Source organism: Variovorax sp. KK3, assembly GCF_001984055.1.
Classification (GTDB): Bacteria; Pseudomonadota; Gammaproteobacteria; order Burkholderiales; family Burkholderiaceae_C; genus Variovorax.
Map to the genome: position 1 here is coordinate 1 of NZ_LYVO01000084.1, position 16,931 is coordinate 16,931.

The 16,931-nt window shown below is 69.0% G+C and carries 14 protein-coding genes; 5 read left to right on the plus strand and 9 right to left on the minus strand.

Annotation, left to right across the window (positions count from 1 at the left end; translation table 11 throughout):
• The 5 genes from B0W80_RS28545 to B0W80_RS28565 form a co-directional block, all read left to right on the plus strand.
• On the plus strand, positions 1–623 hold a 623-nt coding region (locus B0W80_RS28545), incomplete at its 5' end, for a TolC family protein (RefSeq protein WP_143684818.1).
• 15 nt (positions 624–638) lie between these two features.
• A complete protein-coding gene (locus tag B0W80_RS28550) occupies positions 639–1,184 on the plus strand; it encodes a hypothetical protein (RefSeq protein WP_077002535.1) in 546 nt (181 codons plus the stop codon).
• Complete coding sequence (locus B0W80_RS28555; RefSeq protein WP_077002558.1) at positions 1,184–2,311, plus strand: HlyD family efflux transporter periplasmic adaptor subunit; 1,128 nt, start codon at positions 1,184–1,186, stop codon at positions 2,309–2,311. Before B0W80_RS28550 ends, B0W80_RS28555 begins: the two co-directional genes overlap by 1 nt.
• 11 nt (positions 2,312–2,322) lie before the next feature.
• Entirely contained in the window at positions 2,323–5,442 is a 3,120-nt protein-coding gene (locus tag B0W80_RS28560; RefSeq protein ID WP_077002536.1) for an efflux RND transporter permease subunit, read from the plus strand.
• A 65-nt stretch (positions 5,443–5,507) separates the two neighbouring features.
• Entirely contained in the window at positions 5,508–5,888 is a 381-nt protein-coding gene (locus tag B0W80_RS28565; RefSeq protein WP_218668962.1) for a hypothetical protein, read from the plus strand.
• 13 nt (positions 5,889–5,901) lie between these two features.
• Here B0W80_RS28565 and B0W80_RS28570 read toward each other — a convergent pair whose 3' ends face one another.
• The 9 genes from B0W80_RS28570 to B0W80_RS28610 form a co-directional block, all read right to left on the minus strand.
• Positions 5,902–6,717: an MHYT domain-containing protein gene (locus B0W80_RS28570; protein WP_077002538.1), complete on the minus strand. Its 816-nt coding sequence runs from the start codon at positions 6,715–6,717 to the stop codon at positions 5,902–5,904.
• A 213-nt stretch (positions 6,718–6,930) separates the two neighbouring features.
• The gene (locus B0W80_RS28575) at positions 6,931–8,349 is read right to left on the minus strand and encodes an amidohydrolase family protein (RefSeq protein ID WP_077002539.1); all 1,419 of its coding nucleotides are present in this window, start codon (positions 8,347–8,349) and stop codon (positions 6,931–6,933) included.
• Positions 8,346–9,443 carry a BMP family ABC transporter substrate-binding protein gene (locus B0W80_RS28580; protein WP_256856709.1) on the minus strand — a complete coding sequence of 366 codons (1,098 nt, stop codon included), beginning with the start codon at positions 9,441–9,443 and terminating at the stop codon, positions 8,346–8,348. The genes B0W80_RS28575 and B0W80_RS28580 overlap by 4 nt, the downstream gene beginning before the upstream one ends.
• 34 nt (positions 9,444–9,477) lie before the next feature.
• Positions 9,478–10,410 (minus strand): ABC transporter permease, encoded by a 933-nt coding sequence (locus B0W80_RS28585; RefSeq protein WP_077002541.1) that lies wholly within the window; start codon positions 10,408–10,410, stop codon positions 9,478–9,480.
• Positions 10,395–11,486 carry an ABC transporter permease gene (locus tag B0W80_RS28590; protein WP_077002542.1) on the minus strand — a complete coding sequence of 364 codons (1,092 nt, stop codon included), beginning with the start codon at positions 11,484–11,486 and terminating at the stop codon, positions 10,395–10,397. Before B0W80_RS28590 ends, B0W80_RS28585 begins: the two co-directional genes overlap by 16 nt.
• Positions 11,470–13,080 (minus strand): ABC transporter ATP-binding protein, encoded by a 1,611-nt coding sequence (locus B0W80_RS28595; protein WP_077002543.1) that lies wholly within the window; start codon positions 13,078–13,080, stop codon positions 11,470–11,472. Before B0W80_RS28595 ends, B0W80_RS28590 begins: the two co-directional genes overlap by 17 nt.
• Position 13,081: 1 nt before the next feature.
• Complete coding sequence (locus tag B0W80_RS28600) at positions 13,082–14,476, minus strand: nucleobase:cation symporter-2 family protein (protein WP_077002544.1); 1,395 nt, start codon at positions 14,474–14,476, stop codon at positions 13,082–13,084.
• 115 nt (positions 14,477–14,591) lie between these two features.
• Positions 14,592–15,989, minus strand: a complete 1,398-nt coding sequence (locus B0W80_RS28605) for a UbiD family decarboxylase (protein ID WP_077002545.1) — start codon at positions 15,987–15,989, stop codon at positions 14,592–14,594.
• Positions 15,990–16,006: 17 nt separating this feature from the next.
• Positions 16,007–16,924, minus strand: a complete 918-nt coding sequence (locus tag B0W80_RS28610) for an amidohydrolase family protein (protein WP_077002546.1) — start codon at positions 16,922–16,924, stop codon at positions 16,007–16,009.
• Between the last annotated feature and the right edge of the window lie 7 nt (positions 16,925–16,931).

The following is a 16,931-nucleotide window of genomic DNA, read 5'->3' on the forward strand; positions in this document are numbered from 1 at the left end:
CTGCATGGAAGGCGCTGACCGGCCTGCCCGAGCCGGCGCTGGAGGCGCCAGCCCGCCACGAGTCCCGCCCGCCCGCGTCGCTGGCCGAGGACATCCACCCGCTCCTGCGTGAGCTGACATCGAAGGCCGAAGTCGCGCGCACGCAGCGCGACCTTGCGGGCGTGCAGACCCGCGCCAACCCGGAGCTGACGATCGGCGCGGTGCGCGAGCGCGACGGCCTCGGCGAGCGATTCGGGCAGAGCGTGGTGCTGGGCATCCGCGTGCCGCTGGGCCGATCGAGCGCGAGCGATTCGAAGATCGCGACCGCGAGCGCCGAACTCGTCGAAGCCGAAACGCAACTGACGCTCGAAGCGCAGCGCACGCGAGCGCAGGTCGATGCGGCCCAGGCCACGCTGCGCTCGCTCGAAGCCGTGCAGGCTTCCGCCGAACGCCGCGCCGTGCTGGCCCGCGAGTCCAGGGGCTTCTTCGAGAAGTCCTTCCGCCTCGGCGAGTCGGACCTGCCGACCCGACTGCGCACCGAACTCGAAACCTTCGAGGCCGAGCGCCAGGCTGCGCGCAGCCGGCTCGACGTCGATGCCGCGGTCTCGAAGCTGCGGCAGGCACTGGGCCTCTTGCCCGACTGAATCAAGGATCAACGAATGTTCAAACGACTCTTTGCCGCGGCACTGGTACTGCATACGGCCCTTTTCGTCGCACCTGCCGTCGCCGACGAAGGCCACAGCCACGACGCACCGCCGTCCGCAGCCAGCGGGCCCGCACTGCCCCGCTTCGCCGCCGTCTCCGAACTCTTCGAGCTGGTGGGCGTGGTGAACGGCAAGCAGCTCACCATCTACCTCGATCGCTTCGCCGACAACGCACCGGTGAAGGGCGCCAGCATCCAGCTCGACGTGGGCGGTGCCGCCGTCGCGCTCGAGGCGCATGGCGAGGGCGAATTCGAAGGCACGCTCGCGCAGGAACTCAAGGCCGGCCTGGTGCCCGTCACGGCGACGGTGGTCGCGGGCGACGAAACCGACATCCTGGCCGGCGAACTGGACGTGCATGAAGAAGCGCACGCCGATGCCGCCACGACGAGTCGATGGAAGCCCATGGCGGGCTGGATCGCCGCGGCAGCCCTTGCCGCACTCGCCCTCGCCTGGCTCGGCCGCCGCGGCGCCGCACGTCGTCGCCTCGGAGGTGCAGCATGATGCGCAGCGCTCTCTTCACGCTCCTGCTGGGTGCGGCAACGGCCACTTCGCTCACATCGCTCACATCGATCGCGTGGGCCGCCGGCGACCACGGGCATGACCATGGGCCCGCCGCTTCTGCCGCCAATACCAACGGCCCGAGCCGGCAACCGGACGGCAGCGTGTTCCTGCCCAAGGCCGCGCAGCGGCAGTTGGCGGTTCGCACGATCGTTTCGCAAGAAGGCGAACTCGCCCGCACCGTCGAGCTGTCCGGCAAGGTGGTGATGGACCCGAACGCCGGCGGCAAGGTGCAGGCGACGACGGCCGGCCGCCTCGAAGCCGGATCGAAGGGCCTGCCCTCGCCCGGCCAGGCCGTGCGCAAGGGCGACGTGCTGGCCTACGTCGCGCCGTCGGCGGCGCCGATCGAACGTTCGAACCAGGCCGCGCAACTCGCCGAGATCCGTGCGGCGCAGGCGCTGGCCCAGCGACGCCTCGCCCGCCTCAAGGAACTCAGCGACACGGTGCCACGCAAGGAGATCGATGCCGTCGAGTCCGAAGTGCAGAGCCTCGCGGCGCGCGCCTCCGCCATCGGCGGCGGCCTGTCGAATCGCGAAGCGCTGGTGGCACCCGTGTCCGGCGTCATCGCAAGCGCGCAGGCGGTCGCGGGCCAGGTGGTCGATGCGCGTGAGCTGATCTACGAGATCGTCGATCCGTCGCGGCTCCACATCGAGGCGCTGGCCTTCGACACCGAACTGGGCGCGAACGTCGCACAGGCCAGCCTCGCGCTCGGCAAGGACCGCGTGCCGCTCGAGTTCATCGGCGCCGCCCGCTCGCTGCGCGAGCAGGCCCTGCCCTTGACCTTCCGCACACGGCACGACGCGCTGGCGCGGCTCGCCGTGGGGCAGCCGGTCAAGGTTTTCGTGCAGACGCGCGCCAGCACCCGGGGCATCGCCGTGCCGGCGGCCTCGTTGATGAAGAACCCCGCCAACCAGACCATCGTCTGGGTCAAGACGGCGCCGGAGAAGTTCGAAGCGCGCGTGGTGACCGCCGAGCCGCTGGACGGCGTGAACGTCGCCGTCACCTCCGGCCTGAAGGCCGGTGACCGTGTCGCCACGCAGGGTGCCACGCTGATCAACCAGGTTCGCTGAAGGGGCCACGCATGTTCAAGTGGTTACTCGGCAGCAGCCTGTCGAATCGATTGCTGGTGCTCATCGCCAGCGTGGTGCTGATGGGCTATGGCGCATGGACTTTGTCGCGCACGCCCGTCGACGTGTTTCCGGACCTCAACAAGCCCACCGTCACCGTGATGACGGAGGCCGGCGGCATGGCCGCCGAAGAGGTCGAGCAGCTCATCACCTTTCCGCTGGAAACGACGATGAACGGCCTGCCCGGCGTGGAGACGGTGCGTTCCGTGTCCTCGTCCGGGCTCTCCTTCGTGTACGTGACCTTCGACTGGAGCACCGACATCTTCCGCGCGCGGCAGATGGTGTCGGAGCGCCTGGCGTCGATGGAGGAAGGCATCGCCGCCGGCGTCGTGCCGCGCATGGGGCCCATCAGTTCGATCATGGGCGAGATCATGCAGATCGCGATTCCGGTCGACACGGCGAAGATGTCGCCGATGGCAGTGCGGGAGTACGCCGACTGGGTGCTCCGGCCGCGCCTGATGGCCGTGCCGGGCGTGGCCCAGGTGATCCCGATCGGTGGCGAGGTGCGGCAGTTCCAGGTGCAGCCCGACACCACGCGCATGGCGGCGCTCGGCATCACGCACGAGCAGCTGGAGGCGGCGCTCAAGGGCTACGCCGCGAACACCTCGGGCGGCTTCCTGGAACTCAACGGCCGCGAATACCTGATCCGCCACCTGGGCCGCACCTCGCTGCTCGACGATCTCAAGAACCTGGCGCTGACGGCCCGCAACGGCCAGCCGATATTGATGCGCCAGATCGCCGAGGTGAGCTTCGCGCCCGCCATCAAGCGCGGCGACGCGGGCTTCGAGGGCAAGCCGGCCGTGATCCTGGGCATCCAGAAGCAGCCGACCGCCGACACGATCGGGCTCACGCGTTCGATCGAAGACGCGCTCGCATCCATGAAGGCCTCGCTGCCGGCCGGCATGGAGGCGCCGCGCGTCACCTTCCGGCAGGCCAGCTTCATCGAGGCCTCCATCGACAACCTGCAGATGAAGCTGATCGGCGCCTCGGTATTCGTGGCGGCGATCCTGTTCTTCTTTCTCGGCACGCTGCGGCCCACGGCCATCGCGCTGACGGCGATCCCGGTGTCGATCTTCATGACGGCGCTGGTCTTCAAGTACTTCGGGCTGTCGATCAACACCATGACCCTGGGCGGCCTGGCCATCGCGATCGGCGGGCTGGTCGACGATGCGGTGGTGGGCGTCGAGAACGTGCTGCGCCGGTTGAAGGAGAACCGCGCGAAGCATCCCGAGCATCGCCTGCATCCCGTCGAACTGGTGGCGCACGCGACCATGGAAGTGCGCTCGGCCATCCTCTACGCCACGATCATCATCGTGCTCGTGTTCGTGCCGCTCTTCGCGCTGCCGGGCATGGAAGGCCGGCTCTTCATTCCGCTCGGCATCGCCTTCATCGTCTCGACGCTGGCCAGCCTGGTGGTGTCGGTGACCGTCACGCCGGTGCTGTCGTACTACCTGCTGCCGCGCATGAAGTCGCTGGACCATGGCGACACGAAGCTGCTGGCCTGGCTCAAGCGGCACTATGCGAGCGGGTTGCAGAAGGTGCTCGACCGGCCGAAGGCGGCATTGGTCGCCGGCGGGCTGGCGGTGCTCGTCGCGATGGCAGCCGTGCCTTTCTTTCCGACCACCTTCCTGCCGCCCTTCAACGAAGGCACCCTGCTGATCGGCATGCGGCTGAACCCCGGCGTGACGCTGTCCGAATCGGCCGCGCTCGCGCGGCAGGCCGAAGTGCTCGTCAAGCAGGTGCCGGAAGTCACGCACGTCGGGCGGCGCAGCGGACGTGCCGAACTCGACGAACATGCCGAGGGCGTGCACGTCAGCGAGCTCGACGTGGGGTTGAAGCCCACGGGCGAACTGACGCGCTCGATGGGCGAGATTTCCGCCGACATCCGCACTCGACTCGCGAACCTGCCGGCCGCCATCTCGATCGGCCAACCGATCTCTCACCGCATCGACCACATGCTGAGCGGCGTGCGTTCACAGATCGCCATCAAGATCTTTGGCGAAGACCTCGACACGCTGCGCGGCCAGGCCGACGCGTTGCGCGCGCGGCTCGCCGGCATCGCGGGCATCGCCGACCTCGAGATCGAGAAGCAGGTGCTGGCGCCGCAGATCAAGGTGCGCATCGACTACGCGGCAGCCGCACAGTACGGCGTGCCGGCACCGCAGGTGCTCGCGACGCTGCAGAGCCTGGTCGAAGGCGAGAAGATCACCCAGATCGTCGAAGGCGGCCGCCGCTTCGCGCTGGTGGTCAAGCTGCCCGAAGAGGCGCGCTCGGCCGATGGCCTGCAGAACATCCTGATCGAAACGCCCTCGGGTCGCGTGCCCTTGTCGAAGCTCGCGACCATCGAAGACAGCGACGGGCCGAACCAGATCAGCCGCGACGACGGCAAGCGCCGCATCGTGCTGTCCGCCAACGCACAGGGCCGCGCGCTCTCCGACATCGTGACCGACATGCGGCGCGTCGTCGCCGAGACGAAGCTGCCCGAGGGCTACTTCATCACGCTCGGCGGGCAGTTCCAGGCGCAGGAGGAAGCCTCACGCCTGGTCGGCCTGCTGTCGCTGGTGTCGCTGACGCTGATGTTCGTGGTGCTGTACAGCCGCTACCAGTCGACGCGGCTGTCGCTCTTGATCATGGCCAACATCCCGCTGGCGCTGGTGGGTGCCGTCGTCGGCCTGTGGCTGTCGGGCCAGCCGCTGTCGGTCGCGGCGCTGGTGGGCTTCATCACGCTCGCCGGCATCTCGGTGCGCAACGGCATCCTGAAGGTCAGCCACTACATCAACCTGATGCGGCTCGAAGGCGAGGCCTTCGATCACAGGATGATCGTGCGTGGCTCGCTCGAGCGGCTGGCGCCGGTGCTGATGACGGCACTGGTCACGGCCTTCGCGCTGGCGCCGCTGCTGTTCGAAGCCGAGCAGCCCGGCACCGAGGTGCTGCACCCGGTGGCGGTCGTCATCTTCTCCGGCCTCATCAGCTCGACGCTGCTCGACACCTTCCTGACGCCCGCGATGTTCTGGCTGTTCGGCCGCAAGGATGCGGAGCGGCTGATGGAGTCGAAGTCCGCGGAAGCGCTTTGATGTTCGTTCCTGTCTCAACCCTCTCCACCCTTTCAACCCTTTCAACACGGATAGAAAGCATGCACATGAAGAAGATCCTCCTCATCGCCGCACTGGCTGCTGCGGCAGCCTCCATGCCCGCCTACGCACACGGGCCCACCGACGACCATTCGGCCAAGCACGGCGGCATCGTGGCCGCGGGCAAGGAAGCCGACTACGAACTGGTCGCCAAACCCGAAGCCATTCAGCTCTACGTGAACGACCACGGCAAGCCGCTCGACGTGTCGAAGGCGTCGGCCAAGCTGACGCTGCTGAGCGGCAAGGAGAAGCAGGAGGTCGAACTGAAGCCTGCAGCAGGCATGCTGGAGGCGAAGGGCGCCTTCAAGGTCGGCCCCGGGACCAAGGCGGTCGCGGTGGTGACGAATGCGGGCAAGACGCTGGGGACGGCGCGCTTCACGCTGAAGTAGTGCGCTCTCCGCTTCAGGACCGCGGCGGGCCCAATGGCGCCGGTCGCGTGCCCTGGCCGGGCTGCGCAGCGCTGCGCCCCTTGGCCATCAGGTTGTCGAGCCAGTCGTCGAGTTCGATGCGGCTGAAGATGAAGATCAGCGCCACCGACGCGATGTTGAAGACGGCGAGGCCCATGTTGCCGTCGCCCACCAGGTAAGCGGCCCTGGGCGCGGCGCTGGTGCAGACCAGGGTGGCGGCGCCCATGCCGGTGTAATGCATCGCGCACACGGCCAGCCCCATCACGGCCGCCGCGATGAACTGGTGCGCCAACTCCGTGAGGTTGAAGGCGAGCCACAGCGCCGCTGCCGCCGCGCCGATGGCGATCGCGACCGACGCCGCCACGATCAACGGATCGAACGCCAGGCTCGCGCGCATGTTCATCGCGAACATGCCGATGTAGTGCATCACGCAGACGCCGACACCCGCGATGAGGCTCCCCGCGAGCCAACCGCCGCGCGTGAATCGCCGGCCGCCGGCCAGGTACAGCGCGATGGCGGAGATGCCGATGGCGGCGACCAGCGACAGCACCGTGAGCGGAACGTCGTAGGCGACCGGCACCGGCAGCCGGTAGGCCACCATGCCGATGAAGTGCATCGACCAGATGCCGATGCCGCCCAGCGCCACCGCGCCGCAGGCCAGCATCGACACGTCGAGCGTGCCGTCGCGCCGCACCAGCTTGTGCGCGCTCAGCAGCGCCAGCAGCGAGCCGAAAAAAGAGATGACGTACGACAGCGCGACAGCGCCCGCGTCATAGCGCGCAGACAGCAGTTGGCCGACGATGGGGTCCATGGGGTCCTCGCTCCGGGGGCGTGACATGAAATGCCACTGGTGATTTTTTTGTGTCCCCACGGCGAGCGCGGCGGTGCATCGCACGTCGGCTCCGACCCATGGGGAATCGAAGCGATCGTACGGGTCAGACCCTATGGCGCCGGGACGAGGTTGCGAGGCCCGAGCTTCAAGCGTGCAATAGTTGGCATTCCGGCAGTGCCGCACGGCACGGCATCAACCGGCGCGCAACAGCGCCTTCACCTCGTCGCGCGCCTGCGCGCGCAGCGCCGCCAGGTCCAGCCCTGGAATGGCATCGTCTTCCACCACCACCTCCCCCCCGCACAACGCCAAGCGCAGCCGCGGCCGCCCGCCGCTCACGATCGGGCCGATCGCGGGGTCGTGCAGGCCGAAGTAGCGCGGGTCGTCGAGCTCGTACACCGCCATGTCGGCGGCCTGCCCGACCTGCAGCGTGCCCACGCCCTCGAAGCCCAGCACGCCGGCACCACCGGCCGTCGCCCAGTGCACGACCTGCTCGACCGTCACGGTGTCGGCGCCGGCCTCGCCTTCGCCTTCGGGCCGCGGACGGGTCAGCGCCCCGGCCTGGGCGCGGTGCAGCAGCCAGGTGAAGTGCAGTTCGCTGATCATGTCGGCCGCCTCGTTGGACGCAGCGCCGTCGACGCCGATCGAAATGGGCACGCCCAGCCGATCCAGTGCCGGCGCCGGCGCGATGCCGTCGGCCAGGCGTGCATTGCTCTGCGGGCAGTGCGCGATGCCGGTGCCGGTGTCGCCCAGCATCTTCATCTCGCCCGGCGACAGGTGCACGAGGTGCGCGAGGAAGACGTCGGGGCCCAGCCATTCGTTGTCGGCGAGGTACTCGATCGGCAGGCAGCGATGCATCTCGCGGCAGTACTCGATGTAGGCCACCGATTCCGACATGTGGCTGTGCAGCGGCAGCCCCATGGCGCGGGCCGCGCGCGCCACCTCCTTGAGTTGTTCTCGCGGCAGCGAGACATGCACCGAGGTCGGCGCCATGGCCACGCGGCGGCGTGCGCCCGGGCCGGCTTGGTGAAAACGCGCGGCGGTCCGCTCGATGGCGGCGAGCATCTGGTCGAGCGTTTCGGGCGGCTGGATCAGGCGGTCGCTGTCCTCGAGCTTGCGCGTGACGGTGGCGCCGCCGCGCAGCAGCATGAAGCGCATGCCCAGCGCCTCGGCTTCCTCGAACAGCACGGCGGCCGCGTCATGGTCGGCGCCGGCCTGGAACAGGTAGTGATGGTCGGCCACGGTGGTGCAGCCCGAGCGCAGCAGTTCGACCAGCCCGATGCGCGCGGCGATGCGCAGCCGCCGCTCGTCGAAGCCGCGCCGAAAGGCGAAGGGCACGGCCTGAAGCCAGGGGCTCAGCGTGGCGTCGATGCCGGCGGGCACGCCCTTGAGCAGCGACTGGAACAGGTGGTGATGCGTGTTGACCCAGCCCGGGTAGACCACGCAGTCGCTCGCATCGAGCACGGGCTCGCCTGCCTGCGCCTGCAGGCCGCGGCCCATCTCGACGATGGTGCCATTGGCGATGCGCAGGTCGGTGGCCGCACTGCGCGCGTCGGCGCCGCGCAGGCCGGTGAACACCGCCTGCGCATGTCGTATAAGCAGGCTCGACCTCATGGCTTGGGCAACAGGCCTTCGACACCCTGCACCAGGTAGTTCATGTTGGCCAGGTCGGCACCGGAGATGGTCTGCCCGGCCGCGACGCGCACCTTGCCTTCCTGATCGAGCACGGGCCCGGCGAAGGGATGCAGGCGGCCTTCGGCGATGTCCTTCTCGAGCTTGCCCACCCTCTCGCGCAGGTCGGCCGGCACGGCGGCGTTGAGCGGCGCCATCTTGATCATTCCTTCGCGCAAGCCGCCGACCACGTTGTCGGACTTCCAGCGGCCGGCCAGCACGTCCTCGACGACCTTGATGTAGTAGCCGCCCCAGTTCTGCACCACCGACGTCAGGTTGGTCTTGGGGCCGAAGCGCGACATGTCGGAGTAGTAGCCGAGCGTGTAGATGCCCTTCTCTTCACCCGTGGTGACGATCGACACGCCCGAGGTCGCATAGGCCAGCGTGTCGACGCCGAGCTTGATGAGCGCATTGGCCGCATCACGTTCCTTGCCGGGGTCGTACCACGCATTGACCCACACGAGCCGCAGCTGCGCCTTGGGATTGACGCTGCGCATGCCCTGCGCGAAGGCGTTGACGCCTTGCAGCACCTCTGGGATGGGGAAGGCGCCGACGTAGCCGACGGTGCCGCTCTTGCTCATCGAACCCGCGATCACGCCTTCGATGTAGCGGCCCTCGTAATAGCGCGCGTTGTACACGCCGAGGTTGGGCGCGGTCTTGTAGCCGGTGCCGTTCATGAAGATCACCTTGGGTGCGGTGCGCGCCACCTTGAGGGTGGGCTCCATGAAGCCGAAGGACGGCGTGAAGATCAGCTTGCAGCCTTCCTGCACGAAGTTCCGGATCACACGCTCGGCGTCGGGGCCCTCGGCGATGTTCTCCACGTACTTGGTCGTGATCTTGTTGCCCATGGCCGCGACGAGTTCCTTACGCGCCAGCTCGTGCTGGTAGGTCCAGCCACTTTCACCGATGGGGTTGGAGTAGAGGAAGCAGGTGTGCAGCGGCTCCGTCGTCTGTGCGGTGGCGGCCAGCGCGGTCAGCAGGCCGGCGGCCAACGCAGCGGCAGTGCGGCGCGCCTTCATCGAGATTGCGTATGTCATCTTGTCTCCGTCATGGTTATGAAAATGGCGAGGGTCAGCGTTCCGGCCGGAAGGCCCGGCCCAGCGAAGCCGGCGAGTTCAGCCGGATCGCGGCAGGGTTGCGCGAGATCAGCACCAGCACGCCGATGGTCGCGAGGTACGGCAGCGCCGACAGCAGCTGCGCCGGAATCTCGATGCGCAGCCCGGCGCCCTGCACGAAGAGCTGCGACACCAGCACGCCGCCGAACAGGTAGGCGCCCAGCATCACGCGCAGCGGCCGCCAGGTGGCGAAGACGACCAGCGCCAGCGCGATCCAGCCGCGGCCCGCCACCATGCCTTCGGACCACAGCGGCGTGTAGAACACCGACAGGAAGGCGCCGCCCAGTCCGGCCATCGCACCGCCGAACGCGACGGCCGCGTAGCGGATCGCCAACACCGGGTAGCCGACCGCATGCGCCGCCGACGGCGACTCGCCCACCGCGCGCAGCACCAGGCCGGCGCGGCTGCGGTCGAGGAACCACACGGTGAAGGCCACCAGCCCCCACGACACGTACACCAGCGCCTGGTGGTGGAACAGGGCCGGCCCGATCAGCGGCAGGTCGCCCAGCAGTGGAATGTGCAGCGGCTGCACGGCCGGCAGCGGCGCCGACTCGTAGGGCTTGCCCAGGAAGGCGGCCAGGCCCACGCCGAAGATCGCGAGCGCCAGGCCCGATGCCACCTGGTTCGCCTGCATCGTGAGCGTGAGGTATCCGAAGAGCAGCGCCATCGCGATGCCGGCGGCCATGCCCACCGGCGCCGCGAGCCACGGGCTCATGCCGGCGTGCGCAGCGGCGAAGGCGGCCAGCGCGCCGACGGCCATCATGCCTTCGGCACCGAGGTTGAGCACGCCCGCGCGTTCGGTGATCAGCTCGCCGATCGCCACGATGATGAGCGGCGTGCCGGCCACCAGCGTGGCGGCGACGATCGAGGCGATCAGCGACGTGTCCATGACAACCCCTTCCACGCGGCACGCTCCCAGCGCAGCCGATAGCCGATGAACAGATCCGAGGCGAGCAGGAAGAACAGCAGCATCCCCTGGAACACCTTCGAGATCGACGAGGGCAGGTTCAGGTGCTGCTGCGCCTGTTCGCCGCCCAGGAAGAACAGCGCCATCAGCAGGCTCGCGAGAAAGATGCCCGCCGGGTGCAGCCGCCCGACGAAGGCGACGATGATGGCCGCGAAGCCGTAGCCCGCCGACACCTGCGCGGTGAGCTGCCCCATGGGCCCGGCCACCTCGGTCATGCCCGCCACGCCGGCCAGCGCGCCGCCGGCCAGCAGCCCGGCCCAGATCGCGCGCCGCCCCGAAAAGCCCGCATAGCGCCCGGCCTGCTCGGCCTGCCCCGCCACCTGCATCTGAAAGCCCAGGAAGCTGCGCTGCAGGAACACGTAGCCCGCCAGCAGCGCCACCAGGGCGAGCACGAAGCCGGCGTGCAGCCGCGTGCCTTCGACCAGCAGCGGCAGCAATGCGCTCTCGCCGAAGCTGCGCGTCTGCGGGAAGTTGTAGCCACCCGGGTCCTTCCACGGGCCGTACACCAGCCAGGAGGCCAGCATCTGCGCCACGTACACGAGCATCAGCGACACGAGGATCTCGTTGGTGCCCCAGCGCGTGCGCAGCCAGGCGGGGATGGCGGCCCACAGCGCACCGCCGATCGCACCGGCCGCCACCATGGCCGGCACCGCCCACACAGCCGGCGCATCGCCGACGTGCAGCGCGACGCCGGTCGCGAACAGCGCACCCAGGATGAACTGGCCCTCCGCACCGATGTTCCACACGCCCGCTCGAAAGCCGGCCGCCAGGCCGATGCCGATCAGCATCAGCGGCGTGGCCTTCAGCAGCAGTTCGCTGAGGCCGTAGAGGTCGGCCACGGGCTGGAGGAAGTAGACGCGCAGGCCGTGCAACGGGTTGGTGCCGAGCGCCGCGAACAGCACCAGCCCACCGAGCAGCGTCAGCCCTGCGGCCAGCAGCGGCGAAAGAATCCGCATGCGCCGCGAGGCCTCGGGGCGCGCTTCAAGCCTGGGCCACATGGCATTCCTCCTCTTCTTCGACCAAGGGCGCCGCCGCGGGCACCGCGCCGGACTCGGGCCACATGCCGCTCATCCACAGCCCGATGGTCTCCACGTCGGTCTGGTCGGTGGGCACGGCCGGCGACAGGCGCCCGTTCGCCATCACCGCGATGCGGTCGCAGACCTCGAACAGCTCGTCGAGTTCTTCGGACACCACCAGCACCGCCGCGCCCGCATCGCGCAAGGCGATCAGCGACTGGCGGATGAAGGCGGCCGCGCCGACGTCGACGCCCCACGTGGGTTGCGCAGCGACGAGCACGCGCGGGCCCTGCAGCAGCTCGCGGCCCACGATGAACTTCTGCAGGTTGCCACCCGACAGCGCATCGGCCGGCGCCTGCGGCCCGGCGCACTTGACGGCGAAGTCGTCGATGCAGCGTTGCGCGAAGGCACGCACCGCGCCGCGCTGGACCAGGCCGTGCCGCACGAGGCCTTGGCGATGCGCCGTGAGCAAGGCGTTGTCGGCCAGGCTCATGGCCGGCACCGCGCCGCGGCCCAGACGCTCTTCGGGCACGAAGCCGAGGCCGCGCGCACGCCGCGCCGCGCTGCCCAGGTGGCCGACCGGCCGGCCTTCCAGCGACACGGATTCGCCGGCCGCGCGCGGCAGCGGCGCCTCGCCCGACAGCGCCTGCAGCAGCTCCTGCTGGCCATTGCCCGACACGCCCGCAATGCCGACGATTTCGCCCGCGCGCACGTCGAGCGACACGTCGCGCAGCGACACGCCGAACGGGTGTTGCGCCGGCTGCGTGAGCTTGCGCAGCGCCAGCCGCACGTCGCCAGGCGCCGACGGCGTACCGCGGCCGCAGGGCACCAGCTCCTTGCCGATCATCATCCGTGCCATCGAGGCCGGCGTTTCGCGGCTCGGCACGCAGTGGCCCGTGACCCGGCCGCCGCGCAGCACGGTGGCGTTGTGGCAGAGCTCGCGCACCTCGTCGAGCTTGTGGCTGATGTAGAGGATGCTGCAGCCCTCGTCGGCCAGCTGGCGCAGCGTTTCGAAGAGCTTGCGCACGGCCTGCGGCGTGAGCACCGACGTGGGCTCGTCCATGATCAGCAGGCGCGGGTTCTGCAGCAGGCAGCGGATGATCTCCACGCGCTGCCGCTCGCCCACCGACAGCGAATGCACGAGCCGCCGCGGATCCACCGGCAGGCCGTAGCGGCGCCCCACCGCGTCGATGCGCTGGGCCAGGTCGCCCAGGTCGGGCCGGCCCGGCAGCGCGAGCGCCACGTTCTGCACCACGGTCAGCGTCTCGAACAGCACGAAGTGCTGGAACACCATGCCGATGCCCAGGCTGCGCGCGTGGCTCGGGCTGGCGATGTCCACGCGCTCGCCGCGCCAGCGGATCTCGCCGGCCGAGGGCGCCGTCACGCCGTAGATGATCTTCATCAGCGTCGACTTGCCGGCGCCGTTCTCGCCGAGGATCGCGTGGATCTCGCCGGGCTGCACCACCAGGTCGATGCCGTCGTTGGCGACCACCGAGGCGTAGACCTTGCGGATACCGGCGAGCTCCAGCTGCGGCCCGGTGAAGCCACCGGCCGCCTGTCGGAGATGGAAGCTCATGCTAGGCGGCCTTGCCGACCACGTGCGCCGACTGGCTGGCCGGCTCGCGGGCGTTGAACACGAGGTTCAGCACCACGGCCGTCAGCGTGCCGAGCAGGATGCCGTTCTGGCAGAAGCGCGCCAGCAGCTCGGGCAGCTGCGAGAAGAAGCGGTCGGCCACCAGCGGGATCATGCCCAGCGCGAGGCTGATGGCGACGATGTACGCGTTCTTCTTGTTGTTCACGAAGTCCACGTGGCCGAGGATGCGGATGCCGGTGGCCGCCACCATGCCGAACATCACGATCGCCGCGCCGCCCAGTGCGTACTGCGGAATCGACGCCGCCAGGAAGGCCAGCTTGGGCAGGCAGCCCAGCACGATCAGCAGCACGCCGGCGGCAGCGCACACCCAGCGGCTGCGCACGCCGGTGACCTGCACCAGGCCGATGTTCTGCGCGTAAGAGGTGTAGGTGAAGGTGTTGAACACGCCGCCCACGATCGCGCCCACGCCGTCGGCGCGCAGGCCGCGTGCGATGTCGTCCTTGTGCAGCGGGCGCTCCACCACTTCGCTGAGCGCGAGGAACTGGCCCACGCCCTCGACCATGATCACGATCATCACCACGCACAGCGTGACCGAGGTCATCAGGTCGAAGGTAGGCAGCCCGAAGTGGAAGGGCGTGATCACCTGCACCCACGATGCGTTGGACAAGCCCGCGAAGCTCACCTGCCCCATCGACAGCGCGATGAAGAAGCCGGCCAGGATGCCCAGCAGCACCGCCACGTTCGACAGGAAGCCCTTGCAGGTGGCGATGATCAACAGGATGGTCATCAGCACCACGCCCGAGATCGCCAGGTGCAGCGGCACGCCGTAGTTCGGGTTGGGCATGGGCCCCGACGGGCCGGGAATGGTGGGGCTGCCGCCCGCCGCCCAGTTGATGCCCACGCGCATCAGCGACACGCCGATCACCAGCACCACGGTGCCCGTGACCACCGGCGGGAACCATCGCACCATCTTGCCGACCTGGCCCGCGACGAGAAGCGTGAAGAGCCCCGCCACGATCACCGCGCCGAAGACCGCTCGCAGCCCGAGGTCCGGGTTGGAGCCCGCGGTGATGATCGGCGCGATGGCCGTGAAGGTGACGCCCATCATCATCGGCAGGCGGATGCCCACCTTGCCGATGCCCACGCATTGCAGGATGGTGACCAGCCCGCAGCAGAACAGGTCGGCCGAAATCAGGAAGGCGATGTCGGCCTTGGGCAGCTTGAGCGCGCCGCCGATGATGAGCGGCACCGCGATGGCGCCCGCGTACATCACCAGCACGTGCTGCAGCGCCAGCGTGCTCATCTTGTGCAGCGGCAGGATCTCGTCGACGGGGTGCACGGACGATGCATCGGACCGCGCGGTGGCAGATTCAGTCATGGTGCTTGTCTCCTAATCTTGTAGTGCTCTCGGCTCTGGTGGCTCTCGTCGTACTTCGGCGCTCGGGCTGTTCGGGCTCTTCGGCGCTTGGACTCGTGGTCTGTGTTCCCGGCGTTCAGCGCCCCCCGGCCCGTGCCAGGAAGGCGGCAGCGCGCTCCATCGCGGCGTCGTCGATGCGGGCGCGCACGCCGTCGAAATTGGGGCCGCGCGTCGCATCGAGCCCCATGCGCGAGGTGGTGCCCACGCCCGAGGCCGAGGGGTCGAGCGCGCTGCCGGGCAGGCCCTCGACCATCACGACGTCGAGGTGCGGCTGGAAGTGCGTGGCCAGGGCCCAGAGCACTTCTTCGTCGCGCGTGATGTCCACGTCCTCGTCGACCGCGATCACGTTCTTCAGGTACGGGTCCCAGCCCAGCAGGCCCAGCATCACCTGCCGCGCCTCGCCGGGCCGCGACTGCTTGAGCGCCACGTAGGCATGGAAGTGCGTGCCCGAACTCGGGTAGTGCACCGCCGTCACGCCGGGGAAGCGCTCCTTGAGCTTCTCGACCATCTCCGACTCGCGCGGGATGCGGCCCAGGTTCAGGTGCTCCGCCGAGTTGCCGCCCACCACGTCGAGCAGCCAGGCATCGTTGCGGCGCATCAGCGTCTCGACCCGCAGCAGGTTGTTGGTCGAGCGGTCGGACGAATAGCCGGTGAACTCGCCGAAGGGGCCTTCCTCGGCGCGCGCCTCGGGGTCGATCACGCCTTCGAGCACGAACTCGGCATGCGCGGGCACGGCGATGCCGTACTTCGGCGTGCGCACCACTTCCAGCGGCGCGCCGAAGAGGCCGCCGGCCACCTCGCGCTCGTCCACGCCATAGGGCAACCGTGCGGCGCCGGCCAGCATGAAGAGCGGATGTGCGCCGATCACCATCGCGACCTGCAGCGGCCGGCCCTTGGCCTGCGCGGCCTGCAGCATGCGCCACAGGTGGCCGCGCGAATGCAGGCTGGTCGCGATCTCGCTCGGCGAATGCACCATCGAGCGGTGGTAGCTCAGGTTGCCGATGCCGGCCTCGCGGTCTTCGGCGCAAATGATGGCGTTGGTGATGTAGGGGCCGCGGTCGGTGGCGAAGTGCTTGATGGTCGGCAGCGCGGCCAGGTCGATGTCGCCCGTCGTCACGCGCTGCGTCACCGCGCCCGACGACACTTCGCGCGGCGCGATCATGCGGCGGCTGCGGGCCTGGTATTCCGCATGGATGCCCGCCGGCGCCACGCCGCCGAGCATGCGGCCCACCCGTTCGCGCGAGGCGAACAGGTTGGTCACCAGCGGGCCGCCGACGCCCTCGACCTTGTCGAACACCAGCGCCGGATGCCGGCCCCGCGCGGCCAGCGACCAGACGGCCGCCGTCACGTCCTGGTCGGCGCCGACGGGCTCGCGCACCGTCAGCACGTCGTCGGGGTACAGCTCCCGGTACACGGCCATGAACCGGTGCAGGTCCTGGCCGGTGTCCTCGAGCAGCTTGGCTTGGGTTGTCATGCGGTGCCTGCCCTGGGCTACTTCTTCACGCCGGCGTAGGTGTCGGCCAGCCGCGCCTTGGCGTCTTCCTGGTTGCGCGGCGGCGGCGTGGTCTCGATGCCGCACAGGCGCGCAATGTTGTTGCCCAGGTAGTCCTCCAGTTGCTCCTCGCTGATGCCGATGCCGTGCGGCGCGGGCCGGCACAGCATCTCGAGCTCGCGCAGCCACATGCCGGGCTCGTTGGGCGGGCTGTCGGTGCCGAAGACCAGCTTGTGCCGCGGCAACTCCTTCGCGAACTCGGCGATGCGGGCCTGGAAGCACCAGCCCGATTCGACGTACACGTTGGGCGTGTCCATGGCCATCCAGAAAGTCTCGAAGGAATAATTGCCGCCGGTCTGGATGCCGAAGTGCGCGATGACGAAATTCACCATCGGGAACTCGCGGATGATCGGATAGAACATCGTCGGGATGGTGAAGGGGCCGTCACCCGTGTGGATGAGCACCACGGTGTTGTACTTGGCGCAGACCTTCATCGCGGGGCGCAGCCAATCGAGCGCGCGGTCGGGCCGGTAGCCGTGCATATTGGCATGCAGCTTGATCATCTTGAAGCCGTACTCCTTGATGTGGAATTCGAGCTCCGCCGCGCCGTTCTCGGGGCCCCAGCGCGGGTTGTAGTTGAAGTTGCCGATGAAGCGGTCGGGGTACTTCTGCGTCAGCTCGGCGATGTAGGCCATGTAGTCGCGGATGCCCTCGCGGCCGCGCCGGTTGCCGTCGCGGTAGCCGGTGTTGCCGGGCGGCGGCTGGATGAAGCCCATGTCGATGCGGCGCGGCTTGCCGTTGATCATGTAGGGCCCGTCCATCAGCTTGAGCATGCGCTCGCCGTTGAAGGGCGTGCCGGTGTGGCGCCAGGCCTCGTCGACCAGGTTGGTGGGATGCAGATGGGTGTCGATGATCATGTTGCTC